At 73.4% G+C, this 18,078-nt stretch carries 15 protein-coding genes; 3 read left to right on the top strand and 12 right to left on the bottom strand.

From position 1 onward, the window contains the following. Window positions 1–97: 97 nt before the first annotated feature. Window positions 98–793, bottom strand: coding sequence for a TetR/AcrR family transcriptional regulator (locus FH715_RS22965; protein WP_246108911.1), 696 nt, complete (start codon window positions 791–793; stop codon window positions 98–100). A 7-nt stretch (window positions 794–800) separates the two neighbouring features. Beyond that, window positions 801–1,823 (bottom strand): acyl-CoA desaturase, encoded by a 1,023-nt coding sequence (locus FH715_RS22960; protein ID WP_139648406.1) that lies wholly within the window; start codon window positions 1,821–1,823, stop codon window positions 801–803. 266 nt (window positions 1,824–2,089) lie between these two features. Between FH715_RS22960 and ppc the strand changes: the two genes are divergently transcribed. Next, window positions 2,090–4,885 carry a phosphoenolpyruvate carboxylase gene (gene ppc, locus FH715_RS22955; RefSeq protein ID WP_139648404.1) on the top strand — a complete coding sequence of 932 codons (2,796 nt, stop codon included), beginning with the start codon at window positions 2,090–2,092 and terminating at the stop codon, window positions 4,883–4,885. Between the two features lie 117 nt (window positions 4,886–5,002). Here the strand turns inward: ppc and FH715_RS22950 are convergent, their stop codons facing one another. The 8 genes from FH715_RS22950 to FH715_RS22915 form a co-directional block, all read right to left on the bottom strand. After that, window positions 5,003–5,497: a hypothetical protein gene (locus FH715_RS22950; RefSeq protein ID WP_139648401.1), complete on the bottom strand. Its 495-nt coding sequence runs from the start codon at window positions 5,495–5,497 to the stop codon at window positions 5,003–5,005. A gap of 64 nt (window positions 5,498–5,561) precedes the next feature. After that, window positions 5,562–6,170, bottom strand: coding sequence for an aminoacyl-tRNA hydrolase (gene pth / locus FH715_RS22945; RefSeq protein WP_139648399.1), 609 nt, complete (start codon window positions 6,168–6,170; stop codon window positions 5,562–5,564). A gap of 74 nt (window positions 6,171–6,244) precedes the next feature. Continuing rightward, window positions 6,245–6,829 (bottom strand): 50S ribosomal protein L25/general stress protein Ctc, encoded by a 585-nt coding sequence (locus tag FH715_RS22940; RefSeq protein WP_139648397.1) that lies wholly within the window; start codon window positions 6,827–6,829, stop codon window positions 6,245–6,247. A gap of 206 nt (window positions 6,830–7,035) precedes the next feature. Beyond that, on the bottom strand, window positions 7,036–8,013 hold the full coding sequence (locus FH715_RS22935; RefSeq protein ID WP_139648394.1) for a ribose-phosphate diphosphokinase: 978 nt from the start codon (window positions 8,011–8,013) through the stop codon (window positions 7,036–7,038). A gap of 98 nt (window positions 8,014–8,111) precedes the next feature. Further along, complete coding sequence (gene glmU, locus FH715_RS22930; RefSeq protein WP_139648392.1) at window positions 8,112–9,578, bottom strand: bifunctional UDP-N-acetylglucosamine diphosphorylase/glucosamine-1-phosphate N-acetyltransferase GlmU; 1,467 nt, start codon at window positions 9,576–9,578, stop codon at window positions 8,112–8,114. A gap of 142 nt (window positions 9,579–9,720) precedes the next feature. Next, a complete protein-coding gene (locus FH715_RS22925; protein WP_139648390.1) occupies window positions 9,721–10,848 on the bottom strand; it encodes a coiled-coil domain-containing protein in 1,128 nt (375 codons plus the stop codon). A gap of 94 nt (window positions 10,849–10,942) precedes the next feature. Further along, complete coding sequence (locus tag FH715_RS22920; RefSeq protein ID WP_139648388.1) at window positions 10,943–13,297, bottom strand: SUKH-4 family immunity protein; 2,355 nt, start codon at window positions 13,295–13,297, stop codon at window positions 10,943–10,945. A 5-nt stretch (window positions 13,298–13,302) separates the two neighbouring features. Then, a complete protein-coding gene (locus tag FH715_RS22915; RefSeq protein WP_139648386.1) occupies window positions 13,303–14,277 on the bottom strand; it encodes an HNH endonuclease in 975 nt (324 codons plus the stop codon). Window positions 14,278–14,357: 80 nt separating this feature from the next. On the opposite strand from FH715_RS22915, the gene FH715_RS28630 reads away from it, so the two are divergent. Further along, window positions 14,358–15,347, top strand: coding sequence for an SUKH-3 domain-containing protein (locus tag FH715_RS28630; protein WP_211367743.1), 990 nt, complete (start codon window positions 14,358–14,360; stop codon window positions 15,345–15,347). Between the two features lie 185 nt (window positions 15,348–15,532). Here the strand turns inward: FH715_RS28630 and FH715_RS22905 are convergent, their stop codons facing one another. Together FH715_RS22905 and FH715_RS22900 are read right to left on the bottom strand one after the other, a co-directional pair. Next, a complete protein-coding gene (locus FH715_RS22905) occupies window positions 15,533–16,513 on the bottom strand; it encodes a nucleoside triphosphate pyrophosphohydrolase (RefSeq protein WP_139648382.1) in 981 nt (326 codons plus the stop codon). A gap of 65 nt (window positions 16,514–16,578) precedes the next feature. Continuing rightward, window positions 16,579–17,250, bottom strand: coding sequence for a SurA N-terminal domain-containing protein (locus FH715_RS22900; protein ID WP_139648380.1), 672 nt, complete (start codon window positions 17,248–17,250; stop codon window positions 16,579–16,581). Window positions 17,251–17,660: 410 nt separating this feature from the next. On the opposite strand from FH715_RS22900, the gene FH715_RS22895 reads away from it, so the two are divergent. Then, window positions 17,661–18,078: ABC transporter ATP-binding protein (locus FH715_RS22895; protein ID WP_139648378.1), on the top strand; the 418-nt coding region annotated here is incomplete at its 3' end.

The raw sequence follows: 18,078 nt of genomic DNA, 5'->3' as shown, positions 1-18,078 counted from the left end.
CCACTCCCCCCCACGGCCCTCCGTTCCGGACCCCAGACAGTCCGGGGCGGGGGGCCGCGGTCCTTTGCCAGGACGGGGTCGGCCGGGGGAGGGGCGCTCAGTCCCGGCGCCGGCCCACCAGCTTCGGGCTGTGTTCGAGGCCCTGGAGGCCGTGCCAGGCCAGGTTCACCAGGTGCGCGGCGACCTCGGCCTTCTTGGGCTTGCGGACGTTCAGCCACCACTGGCCGGTCAACGCCACCATCCCGACCAGCGCCTGCGCGTACATCGGCGCCAGCTTGGCGTCGTACCCGCGGCTCTTGAACTCGTGGCCCAGGATGTCCTCGACCTGCGTCGCGATGTCCCCGATCAGCGAGGCGAAGGTGCCCGTCGACTGCGCCACCGGCGAGTCCCGGACCAGGATGTGGAAGCCGTCCGTGTAGCGCTCGATGTAGTCGAGCAGCGCGAACGCCGCCTGCTCCAGCAGCTCCCTCGGGTGTCCGGCCGTCAGCGCGCCCGTCACCATCGACAGCAGCCGGCTCATCTCCCGGTCCACCACGACGGCGTAGAGCCCTTCCTTCCCGCCGAAGTGCTCGTAGACCACCGGCTTGGAGACCCCCGCCTTGGCGGCGATCTCCTCGACCGACGTGCCCTCGAAGCCTCGCGCGGCGAAGAGCGTGCGACCGATGTCCAGCAGCTGCTCGCGGCGCTCGGTGCCGGTCATGCGTCTGCGGGCCCGCCGGGTCGCCCGCGCGGGGCGCTGCTCCTTGGTCTTGGCCTTGCCGACGCTGTCGCTGCTGCTGTCTTCGCTCGCCACGCCCCCATCATGCCGTCTCGGTGGCCGCGCCCTCCCGCCGGTCTTCGTCCCGGCCCGCGCCGGGGCCGGTCACCCGCCGCGCGTCCAGCCGGGACGCCTTCGGCCAGCGCACGTCGTACACCCAGCCCGCGCGCTCCATCCAGCGGATCAGCCGCGCGCTGGAGTCCACCTGCCAACGGTCCACGCCGTGCCGGGCGGAGGTCGGATCGGCGTGGTGCAGGTTGTGCCACGACTCACCGCAGGAGAGCACCGCGAGCCACCAGACGTTCCCCGAGCGGTCGCGGGAGCGGAACGGGCGCTTGCCGGTCGCGTGGCAGATCGAGTTGATCGACCAGGTGACGTGGTGCAGCAGCGCCACCCGCACCAGAGAACCCCAGAAGAACGCGGTCAACGCGCCCTGCCACGACCAGGTCACCAGCCCGCCGACCAGCGGCGGCGTCGCCAGCGAGACGACGGTCCACAGCACGAACTGCCGCGAGATCCGGCGCATCGTCGGGTCGTTGATCAGATCGGGCGCGTAGCGGTGCTGGTTGGTCTGCTCGGTGTCGAACATCCAGCCGATGTGTGCCCACCACAGGCCCTTCAGCAGCGCGGGCACCGACTCGCCGTACCGCCAGGGCGAGTGCGGGTCGCCCTCGGCGTCCGAGTGCCGGTGGTGCTTGCGGTGGTCGGCGACCCAGCGCACCAGCGGACCCTCGACGGCCATCGAGCCGGCGATCGCCCACGCGATCCGCACCGGCCGTCGCGCCTTGAACGCGCCGTGCGTGAAGTGCCGGTGGAAGCCGACGGTGATCCCGTGGCAGCCGAGGAAGTAGAAGAACACCAGCAGCGCCAGGTCCAGCCAGCTCACCCCCCAGCCCCAGGCCAGCGGCACGGCTGCCAGCAGGGCGAGGAACGGCACCACGATGAAGAGGAGCAGCGCCAACTGCTCGACGGTGCGGCGCTCCTCACCGCCGAGAGTGGCCGAGGGCCGCGGGGGCCCGGCCTCCTCGGCCGGCGTGGGGCGCGCCAGATCGGGAGAAGTGGTCATGGATGGCTACCTCGTGGGGAGGGGGAGGGGATGGGGAGTGAGCGGAGGGCCGGTCGCCGTGGCGGTACGGGCCCCGGCTACCTACGGAGCCGTAACCTACGCCTACGTAAGTATCGCAGTTCGCCCCGTGCGACAAGGGCCGCGTTGGGGAAGTCACCCGGAGGTGAGGGACCCGTCAGAGGGGCTCACTACCATGGGACGGTCGGACAGCGCGGTCCGTATGTGCCAAGACCTGCCAGACGAGTCAGCTGCGAGGAGCCGCACCCGTGAGCAGTCCCGACAGCCCAAGCCGCCAGCCGAAGTCCACGACCGCTGGCCCCATCGACATCCGGGACCCCGACGTGGCCCCGGAAAGTAGTAGCGCGCTGCGCGCCGACATCCGCCGACTGGGCGATCTGCTGGGCGAGACCCTGGTGCGGCAGGACGGCCCGGAGCTCCTCGAACTCGTCGAGCGCGTCCGGGCGCTGACCAGGAGCGACGGCGAGGCCGCCGCCGAGCTGCTGGGCTCCACCGACCTGGCGACCGCGGCGAAGCTGGTGCGCGCGTTCTCCATCTACTTCCATCTGGCCAACGTCACCGAGCAGGTGCACCGCGGGCGGGAGCTGCGCGAGCGCCGGGCGGCCGAGGGCGGGTTGCTGACCCGCACGGCCGACATGCTGAAGGACGCCGACCCGGAGCATCTGCGGGCCACCGTCGCCGCGCTCGGCGTGCGCCCCGTCTTCACCGCGCACCCGACGGAGGCCGCGCGCCGCTCGGTGCTCACCAAGCTCCGCAAGATCGCCGAGCTGTTGGACCGCGCTTCCACCGAGGACGGCGGCGACCGGCGCCGCACGGACCTGCGGCTGGCCGAGTCCATCGACCTGATCTGGCAGACCGACGAGCTGCGCGTCACCCGCCCCGAGCCGACCGACGAGGCGCGCAACGCGGTCTACTACCTGGACGAGCTGCACGCCGGCGCCGTCGGCGACGTGCTGGAGGACCTCTCCGCCGAGCTGGACCGCGCCGGCGCCGAACTGCCCACGGACGCCCGCCCGCTGACCTTCGGCACCTGGATCGGCGGCGACCGCGACGGCAACCCGAACGTCACGCCGTCCGTCACCTGGGACGTGCTGCTGCTCCAGCACGAGCACGGCATCGAGTCCGCGCTGACCCACATCGACGAGCTGCGCAGCGCGCTCTCCAACTCGATCCGCAACTCGGGCGCCAGCCAGGAGCTGCTGGACTCCCTCGCCCGCGACCTGGAGCTGCTGCCGGAGATCACCCCGCGCTACAAGCGGCTCAACGCCGAGGAGCCCTACCGGCTGAAGGTCACCTGCATCCGGCAGAAGCTCCTCAACACCCGCCAGCGGCTCGCCGCCGACGCCCCGCACTCCGCGGGCCGCGACTACCTGGGCACCGGCGGGCTGCTCGCCGACCTCGCCGTCGTGCGGGACTCGCTGCGCGCGCACCGAGGCGAGCTGATCGCCGACGGCCGGGTGGAGCGGCTGATGCGGACCATCGCCGCGTTCGGGCTCCAGCTGGCCACCATGGACGTGCGCGAGCACGCCGACGCGCACCACTACGCGCTGGGCCAGCTCTTCGACCGGCTCGGCGAGGAGTCCTGGCGGTACGCGGACATGCCGCGCGAGTACCGGGCCAAGCTGCTGGCGCGCGAGCTGCGTTCGCGCCGCCCGCTGGCCCCGACGCCCGCGCCGCTGGACGCCGCCGGCGCCAGGACGCTCGGCGTCTTCGGCACGATCCGCCGGGCGCTGGACAGCTTCGGGCCCGAGGTGATCGAGTCGTACATCATCTCCATGTGCCAGGGCGCGGACGACGTGTTCGCCGCGACCGTGCTGGCGAGGGAGGCCGGCCTGATCGACCTGCACGCCGGCTGGGCCCGCGTCGGCATCGTGCCGCTGCTGGAGACCACGGACGAACTCCGCATCGCCGACGAGCTGTTGGACGCGATGCTGGCCGACCCCTCCTACCGGCGGCTGGTGTCGCTCCGGGACGACGTGCAGGAGGTCATGCTCGGCTACAGCGACTCCTCCAAGTTCGGGGGCATCACCACCTCCCAGTGGGAGATCCACCGCGCCCAGCGCCGGCTGCGCGACGTGGCGCACCGGCACGGCGTGCGGCTGCGGCTCTTCCACGGCCGCGGCGGCACCGTCGGCCGGGGCGGCGGGCCCACCCACGACGCGATCCTGGCCCAGCCCTGGGGCACGTTGGAGGGCGAGATCAAGGTCACCGAGCAGGGCGAGGTGATCTCCGACAAGTACCTGGTGCCGTCCCTGGCCAGGGAGAACCTGGAGCTGACGGTTTCCGCCACCCTCCAGGCCTCCGCGCTGCACACCTCGCCCCGGCAGTCGAGCCAGGCGCTGGCCCGCTGGGACGCGGCGATGGACACGGTCTCCGAGGCCGCGCACGCCGCCTACCGCGACCTGGTCGAGGACCCGGACCTGCCGGCGTACTTCTTCGCCGCGACCCCCGTCGACCAGCTTGCCGAGCTGCACCTCGGCTCCCGCCCCTCCCGCCGCCCCGACACCGGCGCCGGCCTGGACGGGCTGCGGGCCATCCCGTGGGTCTTCGGCTGGACGCAGTCCCGGCAGATCGTGCCCGGCTGGTTCGGCGTGGGCTCCGGGCTGCGCGCGGCGCGCGAGGCCGGCCTCGACGAGGTGCTGGCCGAGTCGTACGAGCACTGGCACTTCTTCCGCAACTTCCTCTCCAACGTCGAGATGACGCTGGCCAAGACGGATCTGCGGATCGCCAGGCACTATGTGGAGACGCTGGTCCCCGACGAGTTGCGGCACGTCTTCGACACGATCACCGAGGAGCACGAGCGGACCGTCGCCGAGGTGCTGCGGGTGACGGGGGAGAGCGAGCTGCTGGAGGCCAACCCGGCGCTCCAGCGGACGCTGCGCATCAGGGACGCCTATCTGGACCCGATCTCCTACCTCCAGGTGACCCTGCTGCACCGCCAGCGCGCGGCGGCCAAGCGCGGCGAGGAGCCGGACCAGCTGCTGTCGCGCGCGCTGCTGCTGACGGTCAACGGGGTGGCGGCCGGTCTGCGCAACACGGGCTGATCCCGCGAGGGCGCGGGGGCGATGCCGGCCGGGGTGGGGTGTCGTCCTCGCCCCGGCGGCGGGCCGCTCGCGCCGTTCCCCGCGCCCCCTCTTCTCCGCAGCCGGCCGGCGTGCGGGTCAGATCCAGAGGAGGTAGGTCAGCAGCAGCTGGGCCAGGGCGACGCCGGCGACCGTCCAGGCGACGCGGTAGCGGCGCAGGCCGCCCGCGATGACGACGGAGGCGAGCAGCAGGCCGCCGGCGAGCGGCGCCAGGGAGTAGAGGCGGCCGGCGCCGTCGGAGCGCAGCACCACGTCTCCTTCGGGGGGCCGGACGACCGTGAGGCGTTCGCCCTCCGCGCGGCCGAAGCGCTGTTCGAGGACGACCATGTCGCCGCTGACGGTGGAGACCCCGGCGCAGCCCTCGGGCTCGCAGCGGAGCAGCGTGATCTCGCTCTCCTCGATGTCGCGGACACCGAAGGTGTAGCGCGCGTCCTCCCAGGACGCCCACGCGCCGCCGGCCACCAGCGCGACGGCCAGCAGCCAGGAGACCACCAGGCGGGCGAGCAGCAGCGCGCCGAAGGCGCTCTCGCCGGCGCGGCGCGCCGCGCTGCGGCGGGGCCGGGACGCTGACATGGCGCAGATCTTTGGCCAAAGCCAGGGTGCTGGTCAAGTCCGGGGCGGCTGGGGCGCCCGCCGTTCAGCTGTTGTAGCGGCTCTGCGCCCGTTCCAGACCCTCGTTGACCAGCGCCTCGGTGGCGTCGGCCGCGCGGTCCACGTGGTAGTCGAGGTCCTTGCGCTCGGTCGTCGAGAAGTCCTTCAGCACGAAGGCCGCGACGTCCATCCGGCCGGGCGGGCGGCCCACGCCGAACCGGACGCGGAAGTAGTCCTTGCCGAGCGCCGAGGTGATCGACTTCAGCCCGTTGTGGCCGTTGTCGCCGCCGCCGCGCTTCAGCCGGAGCGCCCCGTAGTCGATGTCCAACTCGTCGTGGACGACGACGAGTCGGGACGGGGGGACGCCGTAGAACGAGCAGAGCGCGCCGGTCGGCCCGCCGGAGACGTTCATGAACGTCATCGGCTTGGCCAGCACCACCCGGGGCCCGCCCGAGCCGGGCGGGCCGAGGCGGCCCTCCAGCACGGCGGCCCGGGACCGGTGCGCCTTGAACCCGCCGCCCAGCCGCTCGGCCAGCAGGTCGACGACCATGAAGCCGACGTTGTGCCGGTTGGCGGCGTAGCCCGGTCCCGGGTTGCCGAGGCCGGCGATCAGCCACGGCCCGTCGGGCGCCGGCGCGTGCGCGGCGTCGTTCATGTGTCTCTCGTCCCCTCAGACAGGCAGGCCGGCCGGGTGGGCCCGGGTCGGGCCCACCCTCGCGGAAAGTCGGCTCAGCCGGCTTCCTCTTCGGTGCCGGCGTCGGCGGCGGGCTCCTCGGCCTGCGGCTGGAGGACCTGCACCACGACGTCCTCCGGCTCGACGGCCAGGCTGGAGCCGGCCGGCAGCTTGACGTCCTTGGCCAGGACCGAGTCGCCGATGGTCAGACCGGCCACGGAGACGGTCACCGACTCGGGGATGTTGGTGGCCTCGGCCTCGACGGGCAGGGTGTTGAGCACGTGCTCCAGCAGACCGCCGCCGGGGGCCAGCTCGCCCTCCACGACGACGGGGATCTCGACGGTGACCTTCTCGCCGCGCTTGACGACCAGCAGGTCGATGTGGACGAGGAAGCCGCGGATGGCCTCGCGCTGCACGGCCTTCGGGATCACCAGCTCCTGGCGGCCCTCGATGTCCAGGGTGATCAGGACGTTCGAGGTCTTGAGCGCCATCATCAGGTCGTGGCCCGGCAGGGTCACGTGGACCGGGTCGGTGCCGTGGCCGTAGACGACGGCCGGCACGCGCTCCTCGCGGCGGATGCGGCGGGCGGCGCCCTTGCCGAACTCGTTCCTGGGCTCGGCGCTGATCTTCACGTCCGACATGGCGGAACTCCTCGTGGTGTGACCGGAAAAGAATTCGGTCACCCGGCCCAGGGCGGGCCTGCACAAAGAGCGCGTCGATAACGGATAAGCCCCTCCGGGCCTCCCTCGCCGAGCAACGGGCCCGATTCTACCCGCCGCCGAAGCCTCTCCCGAACACGGTCCGAAAGGGGCCCCGGCGGGGGCTCTTCACGGGATCACCTGGGCCGTTAGGCGTCGCCCTCGAAGAGGCTGGTCACCGAGCCGTCCTCGAAGACCTCGCGGACCGCCCGGGCGATGGTCGGCGCCATGGACAGCACGGTGATCTTGTCCAGGTGGACCTCGCTGGGCGTCGGCAGCGAATTGGTGAAGATGAACTCGCTCACCCGCGAGTTCTTCAGCCGGTCGGCGGCCGGCCCGGAGAGCACGCCGTGGGTGGCGGCCACGATCACGTCGGAGGCTCCGTTGCTGAAGAGCGCGTCCGCGGCGGCGCAGATGGTGCCGCCGGTGTCGATCATGTCGTCGACCAGGACGCAGACCCGGCCGCGGACGTTGCCCACCACCTCGTGGACGGTGACCTGGTTGGCCACGTCCGGGTCGCGGCGCTTGTGGACGATCGCCAGGGGGGCGCCCAGCCGGTCCGCCCAGCGGTCGGCGACCCGCACCCGGCCGGCGTCGGGGGAGACCACGGTCAGCTGCTCCCGGTCGACGCGGCTGCCGATGTAGTCGGTCAGGACCGGCAGCGCGAAGAGGTGGTCGACGGGACCGTCGAAGTACCCCTGGACCTGGTCGGCGTGGAGGTCCATCGCGATGATCCGGTGCGCGCCGGCCGTCCCGAGCAGGTCGGCCATCAGCCGCGCCGAGATGGGCTCGCGGCCCCGGTGCTTCTTGTCCTGGCGGGCGTAGCCGTAGAACGGAATGATGACGGAGATGCTCCGCGCCGACGCCCGCTTCAACGCGTCGATCATGATCAGCTGTTCCATGATCCATTTGTTGATCGGCGCCGTGTGACTCTGCATCAGAAAACAGTCGGCGCCGCGAACGGACTCCTGGAAACGCACATAGATCTCGCCGTTGGCAAAGTCCTGAGCCTTGGTCGGGACCAGTCCCACGCCCAATTCGGCCGCGACCTCCTTCGCCAGCTCGGGGTGGGCGCGGCCGGAGAAGAGCATCAATTTCTTCTCACCGGTCGTCTTGATCCCGGTCACAGTCAGTCTCCTTGGCTCCGAGGATGCGCTCGTTCGGCCTACTCCGGAACAGAGGGGCCCTCCTTACGGTACGCCGTGGAAGGCCCCGAGCGAACCCGTCAGTCCTGATCGTGATCGGGCTCCGCCGCAGCTAGAGCCGCCTGGGCCGCCTCCGCCGCCGCCGATCCCGGGCGGCGGCGGCCCACCCAACCCTCCACGTTCCGCTGCCGACCACGGGCTACACCGAGTGATCCCGGGGGAACGTCGGCGGTGATGACCGAGCCGGCCGCCGTGTAACTTCCGTCCGCGACCGTGACAGGCGCCACAAAGGTATTGTCGGCGCCCGTTCGACAGTGCGAACCGATCGTGGTGCGGTGCTTTGCCTCGCCGTCGTAGTTCACCACCACGCTGGAGGCGCCGATGTTCGTGTGCTCACCGATGGTGGCGTCGCCGACATAGGAGAGATGCGGGACTTTGGTGCCCGTGCCGAGCGTGGAGTTCTTCACCTCGACAAAGCCGCCGACCTTGGTGGCCTCGCCCAGCAGCGTTCCCGGGCGGAGGTAGGCGTACGGCCCGACCTTGGCGCCGGGGCCGACCACCGCCGTGTCCGCCACCGTGTGCACCACGGAGGCGCCCTCGCCGACCGTGCAGTCCCGCAGCCGGCTGCCGGGGCCGACCTCGGCGAACGCCCCCACGTGGGTGGCGCCCAGCAGCTGGGTGTTCGGCTCGACCACGGAGTCCGGCTCGAAGGTGACCCCCGCGTCGACCCAGGTGCTCGCCGGGTCCACGACCGTCACCCCGGCCAGCATCGCGGCCTCCAGCAGCCGGTCGTTCAACAGGCGCCTGGCGTGCGCGAGTTGCACGCGGTTGTTGATGCCGACCAGCTCGGTCGGGTCGGTCGCCAGCTCGGCGCCGACCCGGTGGCCCGCGGCCCGCAGGATGCGCAGCACGTCGGGCAGGTACTCCTCGCCCTGGCTGTTGTCCGTGCCGACCTTCTCCAACGCCTCGGCCAGCAGCGCCCCGTCGAAGGCGAAGACGCCCGAGTTCACCTCGCGGATCGCCCGCGTCGCCGGCGAGGCGTCCTTGTGCTCGACGATCTCCGCGACCGAGCCGTCCGGCTCCCGCACCACCCGGCCGTAGCCGGTGGCGTCCGGCAGCTCCATCGTCAGCACCGTCACGGCGTTGCCCTCGCTCGTGTGCCGCTCGGCCAGGGACCGCAGCGTGGCGGTGGTCTGGAGCGGGGTGTCGCCGCAGGTCACCAGGACGGTGCCGGTCGGCGTCGCGCCGTCCTCCTTCGCCAGCGCGGCCAGAGCGGTCCGCACCGCGTGCGCCGTGCCGCGCCGCTCGGTCTGCTCGGCGGTGCGCACCCCGGCGTCGAGCTCCGCCAGGTGCGCGACGACCCGCTCCCGGCCGTGCCCCACCACGACCACCAGCCGCTCCGGCTCCAGCTCCCCGGCGGCCAGCACCACGTGCCCGACCATGGAACGGCCGCACAGCTCGTGCAGGACCTTGGGCGTCGTCGACTTCATGCGGGTCCCCTCACCCGCTGCGAGAACGATGATGGCTGCCGGACGGTTGGGGCTCACGGAAATCGCGTCCTTCGGTCGGTGTGGTCGTGCGCTCGTCCACGCCCCGGGCCCGGCCGGGAAACCGGGGTGTGCACATGGGAACCCGGAGCGACGGGGAATGTTCCGCAGGATACCCACGCGCCACGCACGTCCCGCCGCTTCAGCCCCGGTCGGCCGCGCTCTCGTCGGCACGGCCGGAGCGCAGCGTCCCGAAGCCGCCGGTGGTCCCCCCGCCAGGCGCCCCGCTCTCGGCGTCGTGCGCGCGACCGTCCTCGTGCGCGGCTTCCCGCGCGGTGCGCGCGGCTTCCCGTGCGTGGCCTTGTGCGTCGCCGTGTGCGTGGCCTTGTGCGTCGTCTCGTGCGTCGCCGTGCGCGCCCTCGTGCGCGGCGTTGTCGGTGTCGTCGGCGTTGTCGGCGTCGTCCAGGCGGCGCGGGGCGCGTCCGGTCAGTGTGGCCAGCGTCGTCCGCAGATGCGCCAGATAGGCGCGGACCTGCTCCGCCCGTTCCTCCTGGAGGCGGGCCAGCCGCTCGGCGTCCTGCTCGATCCGCCGCCGGCGCGTGGCCGCCTCGGCCAGCAGCTCGGCGCGACGCGCCTCCGCCGCCTCGTTGCGCGCCCTGGCGGCGGCCTCCGCATCGGCCAGGTCGCGCCTGGCGCGCTCCCAGAGCGCGTCGGCCCGCTGGGTCAGCTCCGCGACCTGGCTGTCGACGGACTCCGTGCGGGCCGCGACGCGTTCCTCGGCGAGCCGGCCGCTGGCCCGCTGCCGGGCGCGCTGCTCGGCGACCAGCGCCTCGGCGTGCCGGACCACGTCGGCGAAGGTGGCCTCCGCCTCGGAACGCGTCCGCTCCGCCGCCTGCCGCTCCTTCGCCAGCCGAGCCTCGGCCGCCTCCGTGGCCTCGGCGACGGTCCGCTCGGCCGCCGCCTCGGCGGCCACCCGGACCCGGGCGGCCTCCTTCGCCGCCCGTTCGCGTAATGCCCTGCCGCGTTCCTCCGCCTCGCCGACCAGGGCCGCCCGGTCGGCCTCCGCCAACTCCCTGACCTCGCCCGCCTCGGCCGCCACCTCGGCGAGCAGCAGCTCGGCGCGCTCGCCCAGCTCCGCGAAGTCCGGCTCGGGCAGCGCGGCGGCCTCCTCACGCAGCCGCGTCGCCTGCTCGGAGAGCCGCTCGACAAGCTCGCCCAGCTCCACGAGCCGCCGCGACGCCCGTTCCCGCTCCCGCCCCAACTCGGCCAGCGCGCGGTCGACCTGCTCCGGCGAGTACCCCCGCCCGCGTACCGTCCGGAAACCTGTCATAGGCAGATGATCCCCCAAACACCTCGGGGACATCCGGAACGCGGGGCACGGTCTCACCCGAGCGGCGTGCGCACGCGCTTTCTGGGGGGCGGGGTCAGAGCAGGCCGTCCCACATCTGTTCGAGCAGGACCGACCACCAGCTCTCCGGGTCGGCCACCGTCATCGGGTCGAGGGAGGCCAGCTGGGCCTGGAAGTCCTTGGTCCAGCGGCCCGCCTGCTCCGACGTCAGGCCGTACCGCAGCCGCCACATCCGCCCCAGCAGCGCCATGGAGCGCGCGAACTGCGGCAGCGAGGCGTTGACGAACTGCGGCGCCACCGGCTGTCCGCCGGGGCCGGCCTCCAGCGGGACGGCGACGATGTGCGCCGTCCCGTACTGCACGCACAGCTGCTTGCCGAAGTCACTGCCGACCACCAGGTACGAGCCGGCGTCCGGAGCCGGCTGCACGCCGCGTTCCATCGCCACCTCGGCCAACGTCGGGATCGGCGCCCCCGGCTGGGCGCGGGCCCAGAAGAACGGGGGCAGCTCGACGGGAAGGCCGCTCCACGTCAGCGTGTTGGCGACGATCTCCGGCACTCCCTGCCGGGAGGCGAAGTGCGGCTCGTAGCGGAAGACCAGCTGCGGGCCGAACGCCTCGGCCAGCTCCTGGCCGATCATGTCGAGCCCCACCGCCGGCGCCGGTGGCTGCTGCGACAGCGGCGCGCGCACCGGAGCCGAGCGCTGCGGGCCGTCCGCGAACTGCTGCAACTCGTCCTGGTGCTCCACCAGATGACGCACCCCCGCCTGGCGCGAGGCGAAGTCGGTGCCGTAGGCGGCGGTGTGCGTGATCCGCACCTGCGGCCAGGTCTCCCGGATCATCCGCGCGCAGTAGCCGCCCGGAAGCTCGCAGGACTGCAACTCGGTGTGCAGCTCCACCACCTGCTGCGCCGGCACCTGCATCGCCATCAGCTCGTGCAGGATCTGCCACTCCGGGTGCGGCATCCCCGGGGAGGAGCGGCGGATCAGCTGCTGCTCCGAGCCGTCGGGCGCGCGGTAGCGCAGCACGGCCATGTAGCCCGAGCCCACGGCGGGTTGGGGTTCCTGCGGGTAGCCGTAGGACTGCGGCGGCGGGGTCCCGGCGCCGGGAACGGGCGGCGGCGGGGTGCCCTGCGGCGGCGCGCCGGGCGGCGTCGGCACCGGGCCGGGACCGGCGCCCGGCGGGGGCGGCGGGCCGGCGGGGGCGCCGGGGGGCGGGGGCGTGCCGCCGCCCTGGCCGCCGCGCACCGAGGAGACGAGGTCGGGGTCGACCATCCGCGTCGCGACGTAGGGGGCCTCCTCGCCGGACGGCTGCTCGTCGTCCTGGCCGCGGCCGGCCCCGGGCGCGCCCGGCGGCGACGGCGGGGGCGGCACCGGCATTCCCGCGCCGGGGCCGCCGACCCGCGCCTTGTGGGTCTCCTCGTCCGCGATCCCGGCGGCGGCGGGCCGCGGGGGCGCGCCGGGCGGCGCCGGCGGCGGGCCCACCGGCGCACCGGCCGGTGCGTCGGGGATGCCGGGCGGCGGCCCGACGGGGGCGCCCGAGGGCGGGACGACGGACGTCGGCGGCAGCGAACTGCCCTGCGGCATCACGGTGGTTCTGGCCTCGGCGGCGGCGCCCGGGCTCGGCTTGTCGTCGTCCCCGAGGACCGGGGGCGAGAAGACCGTGAGCGGCGGGGCCACCGACTCGGCCTCGTTGGCGCTGCCCGAGGTGTCGGTCCCGGCCCAGGGCGAGGCTCCGCCGGACGAGCCCTCGCCCGCGCGGGGCGTCACGTCGGCCGCCGCCCAGGGGCTGTCGGCCACGGGCTCGGGCTGCTCGGGCTTCGGCGGCCCGGCCGTGAACGGGGCGGGCGGCGCCGGCGGGGCGGGCAACGGGGGCGGCGCCGGCGGAGCGGCGGGCTCCGGATTCGGGGGAGCGAACGGTCCTGAGCCGAACGGTGCGGGGGCGTCCGTCCTCGGCGGCCCCTGGTCCTCCGGCTCCGCGTCGCTCGGGGCGTCGGCCTTCGGCGCGTCCGTCTTCGGCGCGTCCGTCTTCGGGGCGCCGGCCTCGGGGGCGGCGGGAGCGCCGCCCGGGACGCCGGCCTTGTCGCCCGCCTCCTGAAGCCACTGCGGCGGCGTCAACATGAACGACGTCGCCTCCTCCGCCATGACCTTCGGCGGCTCGGGCGCCGCCGGGGCCGCCGGCTCGGCCGGCCCGTACTCCTCCTCGTAGCGGCGGATCACCTCGCCGACGGGCAGCCTCGGCCAGTACGTGGCCTCGCCGCTCTCCCGCGCGATGACCAGCCGGCCGCCGCCGACCTCGGAGCCCGAGGCGTCCTCGGCCCAGGCGACGAAGCCCAGATCGAACTCGCGGACCCGCACCTCGTGCTCGGGGCCCTCGGCGCCGGCACCGTTGACCCAGCGCTCGGCGCGCTCCTGTGCCTGTGCGAACGTCACCACGGCACTCACCTCCCCACCGGAACGGCGTTCGCGAAACCGCCGTCCACCATCAGATTGGCCACCGACTCCAGCTCGGGCGGCGAGCCGGCGAGGCGCAGCAGAAAGCCGTCGAAGTCCTCGCCGCAGGGCAGCAGCAGCTCGCCGACCCGGTCGGCCACGGTCAGCCCGTCCCGGTCGCGCGCGTCGTCCACCGGGCAGAGCCAGACCGAACCCGCGCCCTCGCCGCGCACCCTCACGGCCATGATGCCGCCCTGGACGAAGGCGACCGCCAGATAGTCCTTGGTGAGGTGGTCGCGCAGGCACTTGTTGACGTAGACGAGGTCGTTGACCGCCGCCTCCTCCGTGAGGGTGAAGAACGGCTGGTCGACCAGGAGCCCCAGCTCCGCGTCGAGCGCCACCCCGACCGGCGCGCAGCCGCCGGCGGCCTTCAGGAACGCGCGGTAGGCGGGCGGCAGCCGGTAGCCCAGCTTCTCCTCGGCGGCCCGCAGCCGTTCCTCGGGAACGGCCTCCGACGACGGCAGCCTGAAGTGCGCGGGGTGCGGGTCGGCGAGCGGCCGGGTGCCGCGCTTGCTCTGGTCGACGGCGGTCGTGGCCAGGCCGCCGTGGTGCCGCAGCAGGGCCTTCACCTCGACCGGCACTAGTTCGAGCCGGCGCGAGCGGGCCACATGGTGCCAGGTCCAGCCGTGCGGGGTGGCGACGGCCGGCAGCTCGGACCACAGCTCGTGACCCGAGGCGTGCAGGGCGGCGTTGGCGGAGACATAGTCGGTCAGCCGCAGCTCGTCGACGCCGAAGCCGGTGGGCGGCTCCGCGATCTCGGCCGCCGCTCTGGCGTAGGGCGAGAAGTCGGGATAACCCTCCGCGTCGACCCGGACACCGTGCGGATATCGTGCCGCGCGGACCGGATCGGGGAACTGCACCACCTGACCGGCATAGGCCCGGTTCGGTGGCGCGGCCTGCTGGCCGAGCCGACCTGTCGTCATGGCGTGAACGCCCCCTGCTGTCGCCTCTCGCTGTCGCGCCACAGCCTATGGGGTTCGCGGACGATGGCACGATCGTCCTCGTGATATCGGATATCCACGGCCAGCCGCCGGGCGCCTCGCAAGCGGAGGACGCCCGTCCTGACCCTCCCGCGCTGCTGCGCCGCAGGGACGGCATCCTGCCGACCACCGCCGCCGCGCTCTCCCTCCCGGAACGGGCACAACCGCTGACCGGCACCGCCAGCCGCAGCACGCAGCCGCCCGAACCGCATCCGGTGGTCGCCGAGATCCTCGCCGGACTCGGCACCGCTCAACGGGAACGCCACCTGGGACGTTGCCCGGAGCCCGCCCTGCTCTCCCGCTGGCTGTTCGAGACCGGAGCCGGCAGCCTGGAGCAGGCCCGCCACGCGCTGAGCGGCGCGGGAATCATCTGCCGCCACATCCGCGAGGACGGCGACCCGCGGCACGGCGCCCACGCGGCGCACTGCCGTTCCTGCGCCGTGCTGCTGGCCAGACTCGGCGTGACCAGCCTCACCCCGGCGCCCGCAGCGGCGCAGGGGGGAACGTTCGGCGGCGACACCCTCGGCGGGCCGACGCAGGGCGCGCCCTGGTCGGTCGGGACCGTCGACCAGGCGCTGGCCGCCGCCGGCTGGCGCCCGGGGCGCGGGCACGCCGCCAAGGCGGAGGCGTGGGCCGACGTCCTCAGCGGCCACCGCTCCCCGCAGGGGCATCCGCACGAGCTGTTCCCCGCGGCGTTCGAGACCTGGGCCGAGCTGGGCGAGATCACGCTGCAACCCAACGGCCCCGGGGTGGCGTTCGCGCCGAGCGCCGTCGTGATCGACCCGCTGGCCGGGCTGCACTGGGCACGGGTGCTCAGCGACCTGGGGTACGCGTTGGGAGACCGACTCGCGCCGCTGGGCGAGGAGTTGGGCAGCGGAGCGCTGCTGGCGCTGGACACGGAGGGGCGGCTCTACGGGATCGACCACAGCGGGGACTGGTATCTGGGCCACGACGTCCTCACCGGCCTCGCCACCCTCCTGACCGGCGCGGCGCCGCACCGCCTGGAGCCGTGACGTTCCACTGGGGTCTTTCGGGGGCGACCACCCCGACGCACCGGCCAGGTGGGTTGTCGGGCGCGGTGCGTTTGTGGCGGGGGTTGGTCGACGATGGTCCTGGCTGGCTGGGGTGGGTTGTCGTCCGCGGCCCGGTGGTGGGTTGCTCGCGCGGTTCCTCGCGCCCCTTCACTGCCGGTGGGCGGCTAACCGCCGGAGGAGATGATCGTGTCGCGGTAGGCGCGGGCCGCCGCGCGCAGGGCCGTCTCGGGGTTGACGCCGGCTTCCTCGGCCTCGGCGGCCAGGGACAGCAGCCGGTAGCCGAACCCCCCGTCGTGCGGGGTCTCCGGCAGCGGGACGGACAGGCCGGTCCGCCGGGCCCGCCCGGCCAGCTTGGCGGCCAGCGCCAGCGCCGGCTGCCCGAGCGGCACGCCCTCGGTCACCGAGGTGCGCGCCTTCTCCTCCGCCTTGACCTGGAACCACAGTGCCTTGACGTCCTCGGGCGTCTCCGCCTTCGCGTCGCCGAAGATGTGCGGGTGGCGGCGGATCAGCTTGGTGACGATGGTGCCGGCGACATCGTCGATGTCGAAGGGCTCGTCGAGGTCTTCGGCGGCGATCCTCGCGTGGAAGACCACTTGGAGGAGCACGTCGCCCAACTCCTCGCGGATCTCCGTGCGGTCGCCGTTCTCCACGGCCTCGACCAGCTCGTAGACCTCCTCGACCCCGTAGGGCGTGAGGTCCTCGCTGGTCTGGATCGAGGCCCAGGGGCAGTGGGCCCGGATCTCGTCCATCACCCGCACCAGGTCGAGCAGCCGGGCGCCCGGCAGGTCGTAGGAGCCGGGCAGCAACTCCAGCTCCGGCAGCACCGCCGACCGACCAGAACCGGCCAACCTCGCGAGCTCGTCCGTGAGTCGGGGCTCGCCCTCGGCGCCGGCGATCACCACCGCCGTGCGGCCACCGGCGCACGCCGAGACCAACTCGGCGGCCGACGGCACACCCTGGCGCACGGTGACACCGGCCTCGCGCAGATAGGGACCGTGCGGGTGCTCGGCCTCCCGGCAGACCACGAGGTCGGCCTCGTGCAGCACCTGCCAGGCGGGCCACGAGAGCAGGCCGGGAGCCACCCGGTGGCTGGTGGTCAGCAGGACGATCCGGCCGGGGGCACCGTTGAGTTCGCGCACGGTCATCCGTCGAGACTAAACCGCACGTCCGGGAAGGTTGCCGACGCCCCCGGAGGGGCGAGAGGGGCCCGTCAGGCGGGCGGGGCCGGCAGCTCCGCCTGGCCCTCGGCCGGCTGCTCGGAACGCAGCCACGGGGTGTCGGACTCGGCCAGCACCACCTGTTCCGAATCCCACTGGCCATAGCGGGGGTTGACCTCGACGCCGATCCGTTCGGCGGTCTCGGCGAGCGCCTCGCGCATCACCAGCTGGCCCTCCTGGCCGGCGGGGGCGTTGAGGCGCTGCGCCACACCCTGGAAGAGGAGTTGGCTCCGCAGCACCTGGTCGATCTGCTCGTCACCGGCCATCGGCAGCCCGCCGGTCGTGGTCAGCGCGCTGAGCCGCAGCGCCTCGGCGCCGCCCACACTCTGCTCGGCGATGGCCCGGCTCTCCTGGATCTGCGCGCGGGTCACCTCGACGCCGTGCTCCTCGGCGGCGGCCTCCAGCACCTCCAGATAGACGAGGAAGTCCACCGTCTGGCGCGTCAACCCGGCGCTGGCCTGGAGTAGTTGGTCCCCCTCGGGCTGCTCGCGCTGGGCTTCGCGGATGGTCTCCACCCGGTCCTGCACGCTGGCGATGGTGATTTTCTCGCCGCCGACGACGGCAGCCGCGCCCGGGTGGGCGTCGGTGGAGCAGCCGGTGAGCAGAGGGGTCGCGACGAGCAGGGCTGCGGCCGTGACCGCGAGCGTTGAGGTGCGGCGCTTCACTGGGGTACTCCCGAGGACGAGCCAGTGGGGTTGGTCGATCTTACGCGGCTTGATCCTAGGCGGCGGCACCGGCTCTGACCACCGTGCGGACCGTTCGTTCCCGTGCTGGTGGGGCGGGTGGGGCGGCGGGTGGGGTTCGTCCGTCGTTCGCCGGGAGGGGGACCCGTCAACGCTCGTACTCCACCTCTGTGTGGGCCCCTTAGGGGAAACCTGCTACTTCTCACTGACCTCCACCTCCTACCGGGGGCTGACGAGGACGCGCCAGGCGGCCCCTACTCTCTTAGGGGTACTTGCTGGAAGTCGTCCGTCGGACGTCGACAGGCGAGGACCGGCCAACGGGGATGGCGCCGTGCGTTCGAGCGCGGGCGTGAGTAGGTTCCCCACGTTTCCGACGCGCAAGGAGAACGCACGTGACAACGGCTGTAGTCAATCCGACGACCGGGGGCAGCGGAGGGCACTCGGCCGTGGCCGCGCGAGCGGAGACCGTCGTCAAGTCCTATGGAGAGGGCGAGACGCGGGTGTCGGCGTTGGACGGGGTGAGTGTGGACATCGAGCGGGGGGTGTTCACCGCGATCATGGGCCCCTCGGGCTCGGGCAAGTCGACGCTGATGCACTGCCTGGCCGGGCTCGACACCGTCACCTCGGGACGCATCTGGGTCGGCGGCACCGAGATCACCGGGCTGAAGGACAAGCACCTCACCCGCCTGCGCCGCGACAAGATCGGCTTCATCTTCCAGGCCTTCAACCTGCTGCCCACCCTCAACGCCATCGAGAACATCACGCTCCCGATGGACATCGCGGGACGCAAGCCCGACGCCGAATGGCTCG

The sequence above is a fragment of the Streptomyces sedi genome, from assembly GCF_006335015.1.
In the GTDB taxonomy this organism is placed as follows: domain Bacteria; phylum Actinomycetota; class Actinomycetes; order Streptomycetales; family Streptomycetaceae; genus Streptomyces; species Streptomyces sedi.
Note: the sequence above shows the minus strand (reverse complement) of the source record. Positions and strands in the feature narration are given on the sequence as shown.

Bases quoted from the DNA above. Each gene is read 5' to 3' on its own strand.
- FH715_RS22950 (WP_139648401.1), bottom strand. From the start codon at position 5,497: ATGTCAGCGTCCCGGCCCCGCCGCAGCGCGGCGCGCCGCGCCGGCGAG.
- FH715_RS22915 (WP_139648386.1), bottom strand. From the start codon at position 14,277: ATGACGACAGGTCGGCTCGGCCAGCAGGCCGCGCCACCGAACCGGGCC.
- FH715_RS22940 (WP_139648397.1), bottom strand. From the start codon at position 6,829: ATGTCGGACGTGAAGATCAGCGCCGAGCCCAGGAACGAGTTCGGCAAG.
- FH715_RS22925 (WP_139648390.1), bottom strand. From the start codon at position 10,848: ATGACAGGTTTCCGGACGGTACGCGGGCGGGGGTACTCGCCGGAGCAG.
- FH715_RS22905 (WP_139648382.1), bottom strand. From the start codon at position 16,513: ATGACCGTGCGCGAACTCAACGGTGCCCCCGGCCGGATCGTCCTGCTG.
- pth (WP_139648399.1), bottom strand. From the start codon at position 6,170: ATGAACGACGCCGCGCACGCGCCGGCGCCCGACGGGCCGTGGCTGATC.
- FH715_RS22960 (WP_139648406.1), bottom strand. From the start codon at position 1,823: ATGACCACTTCTCCCGATCTGGCGCGCCCCACGCCGGCCGAGGAGGCC.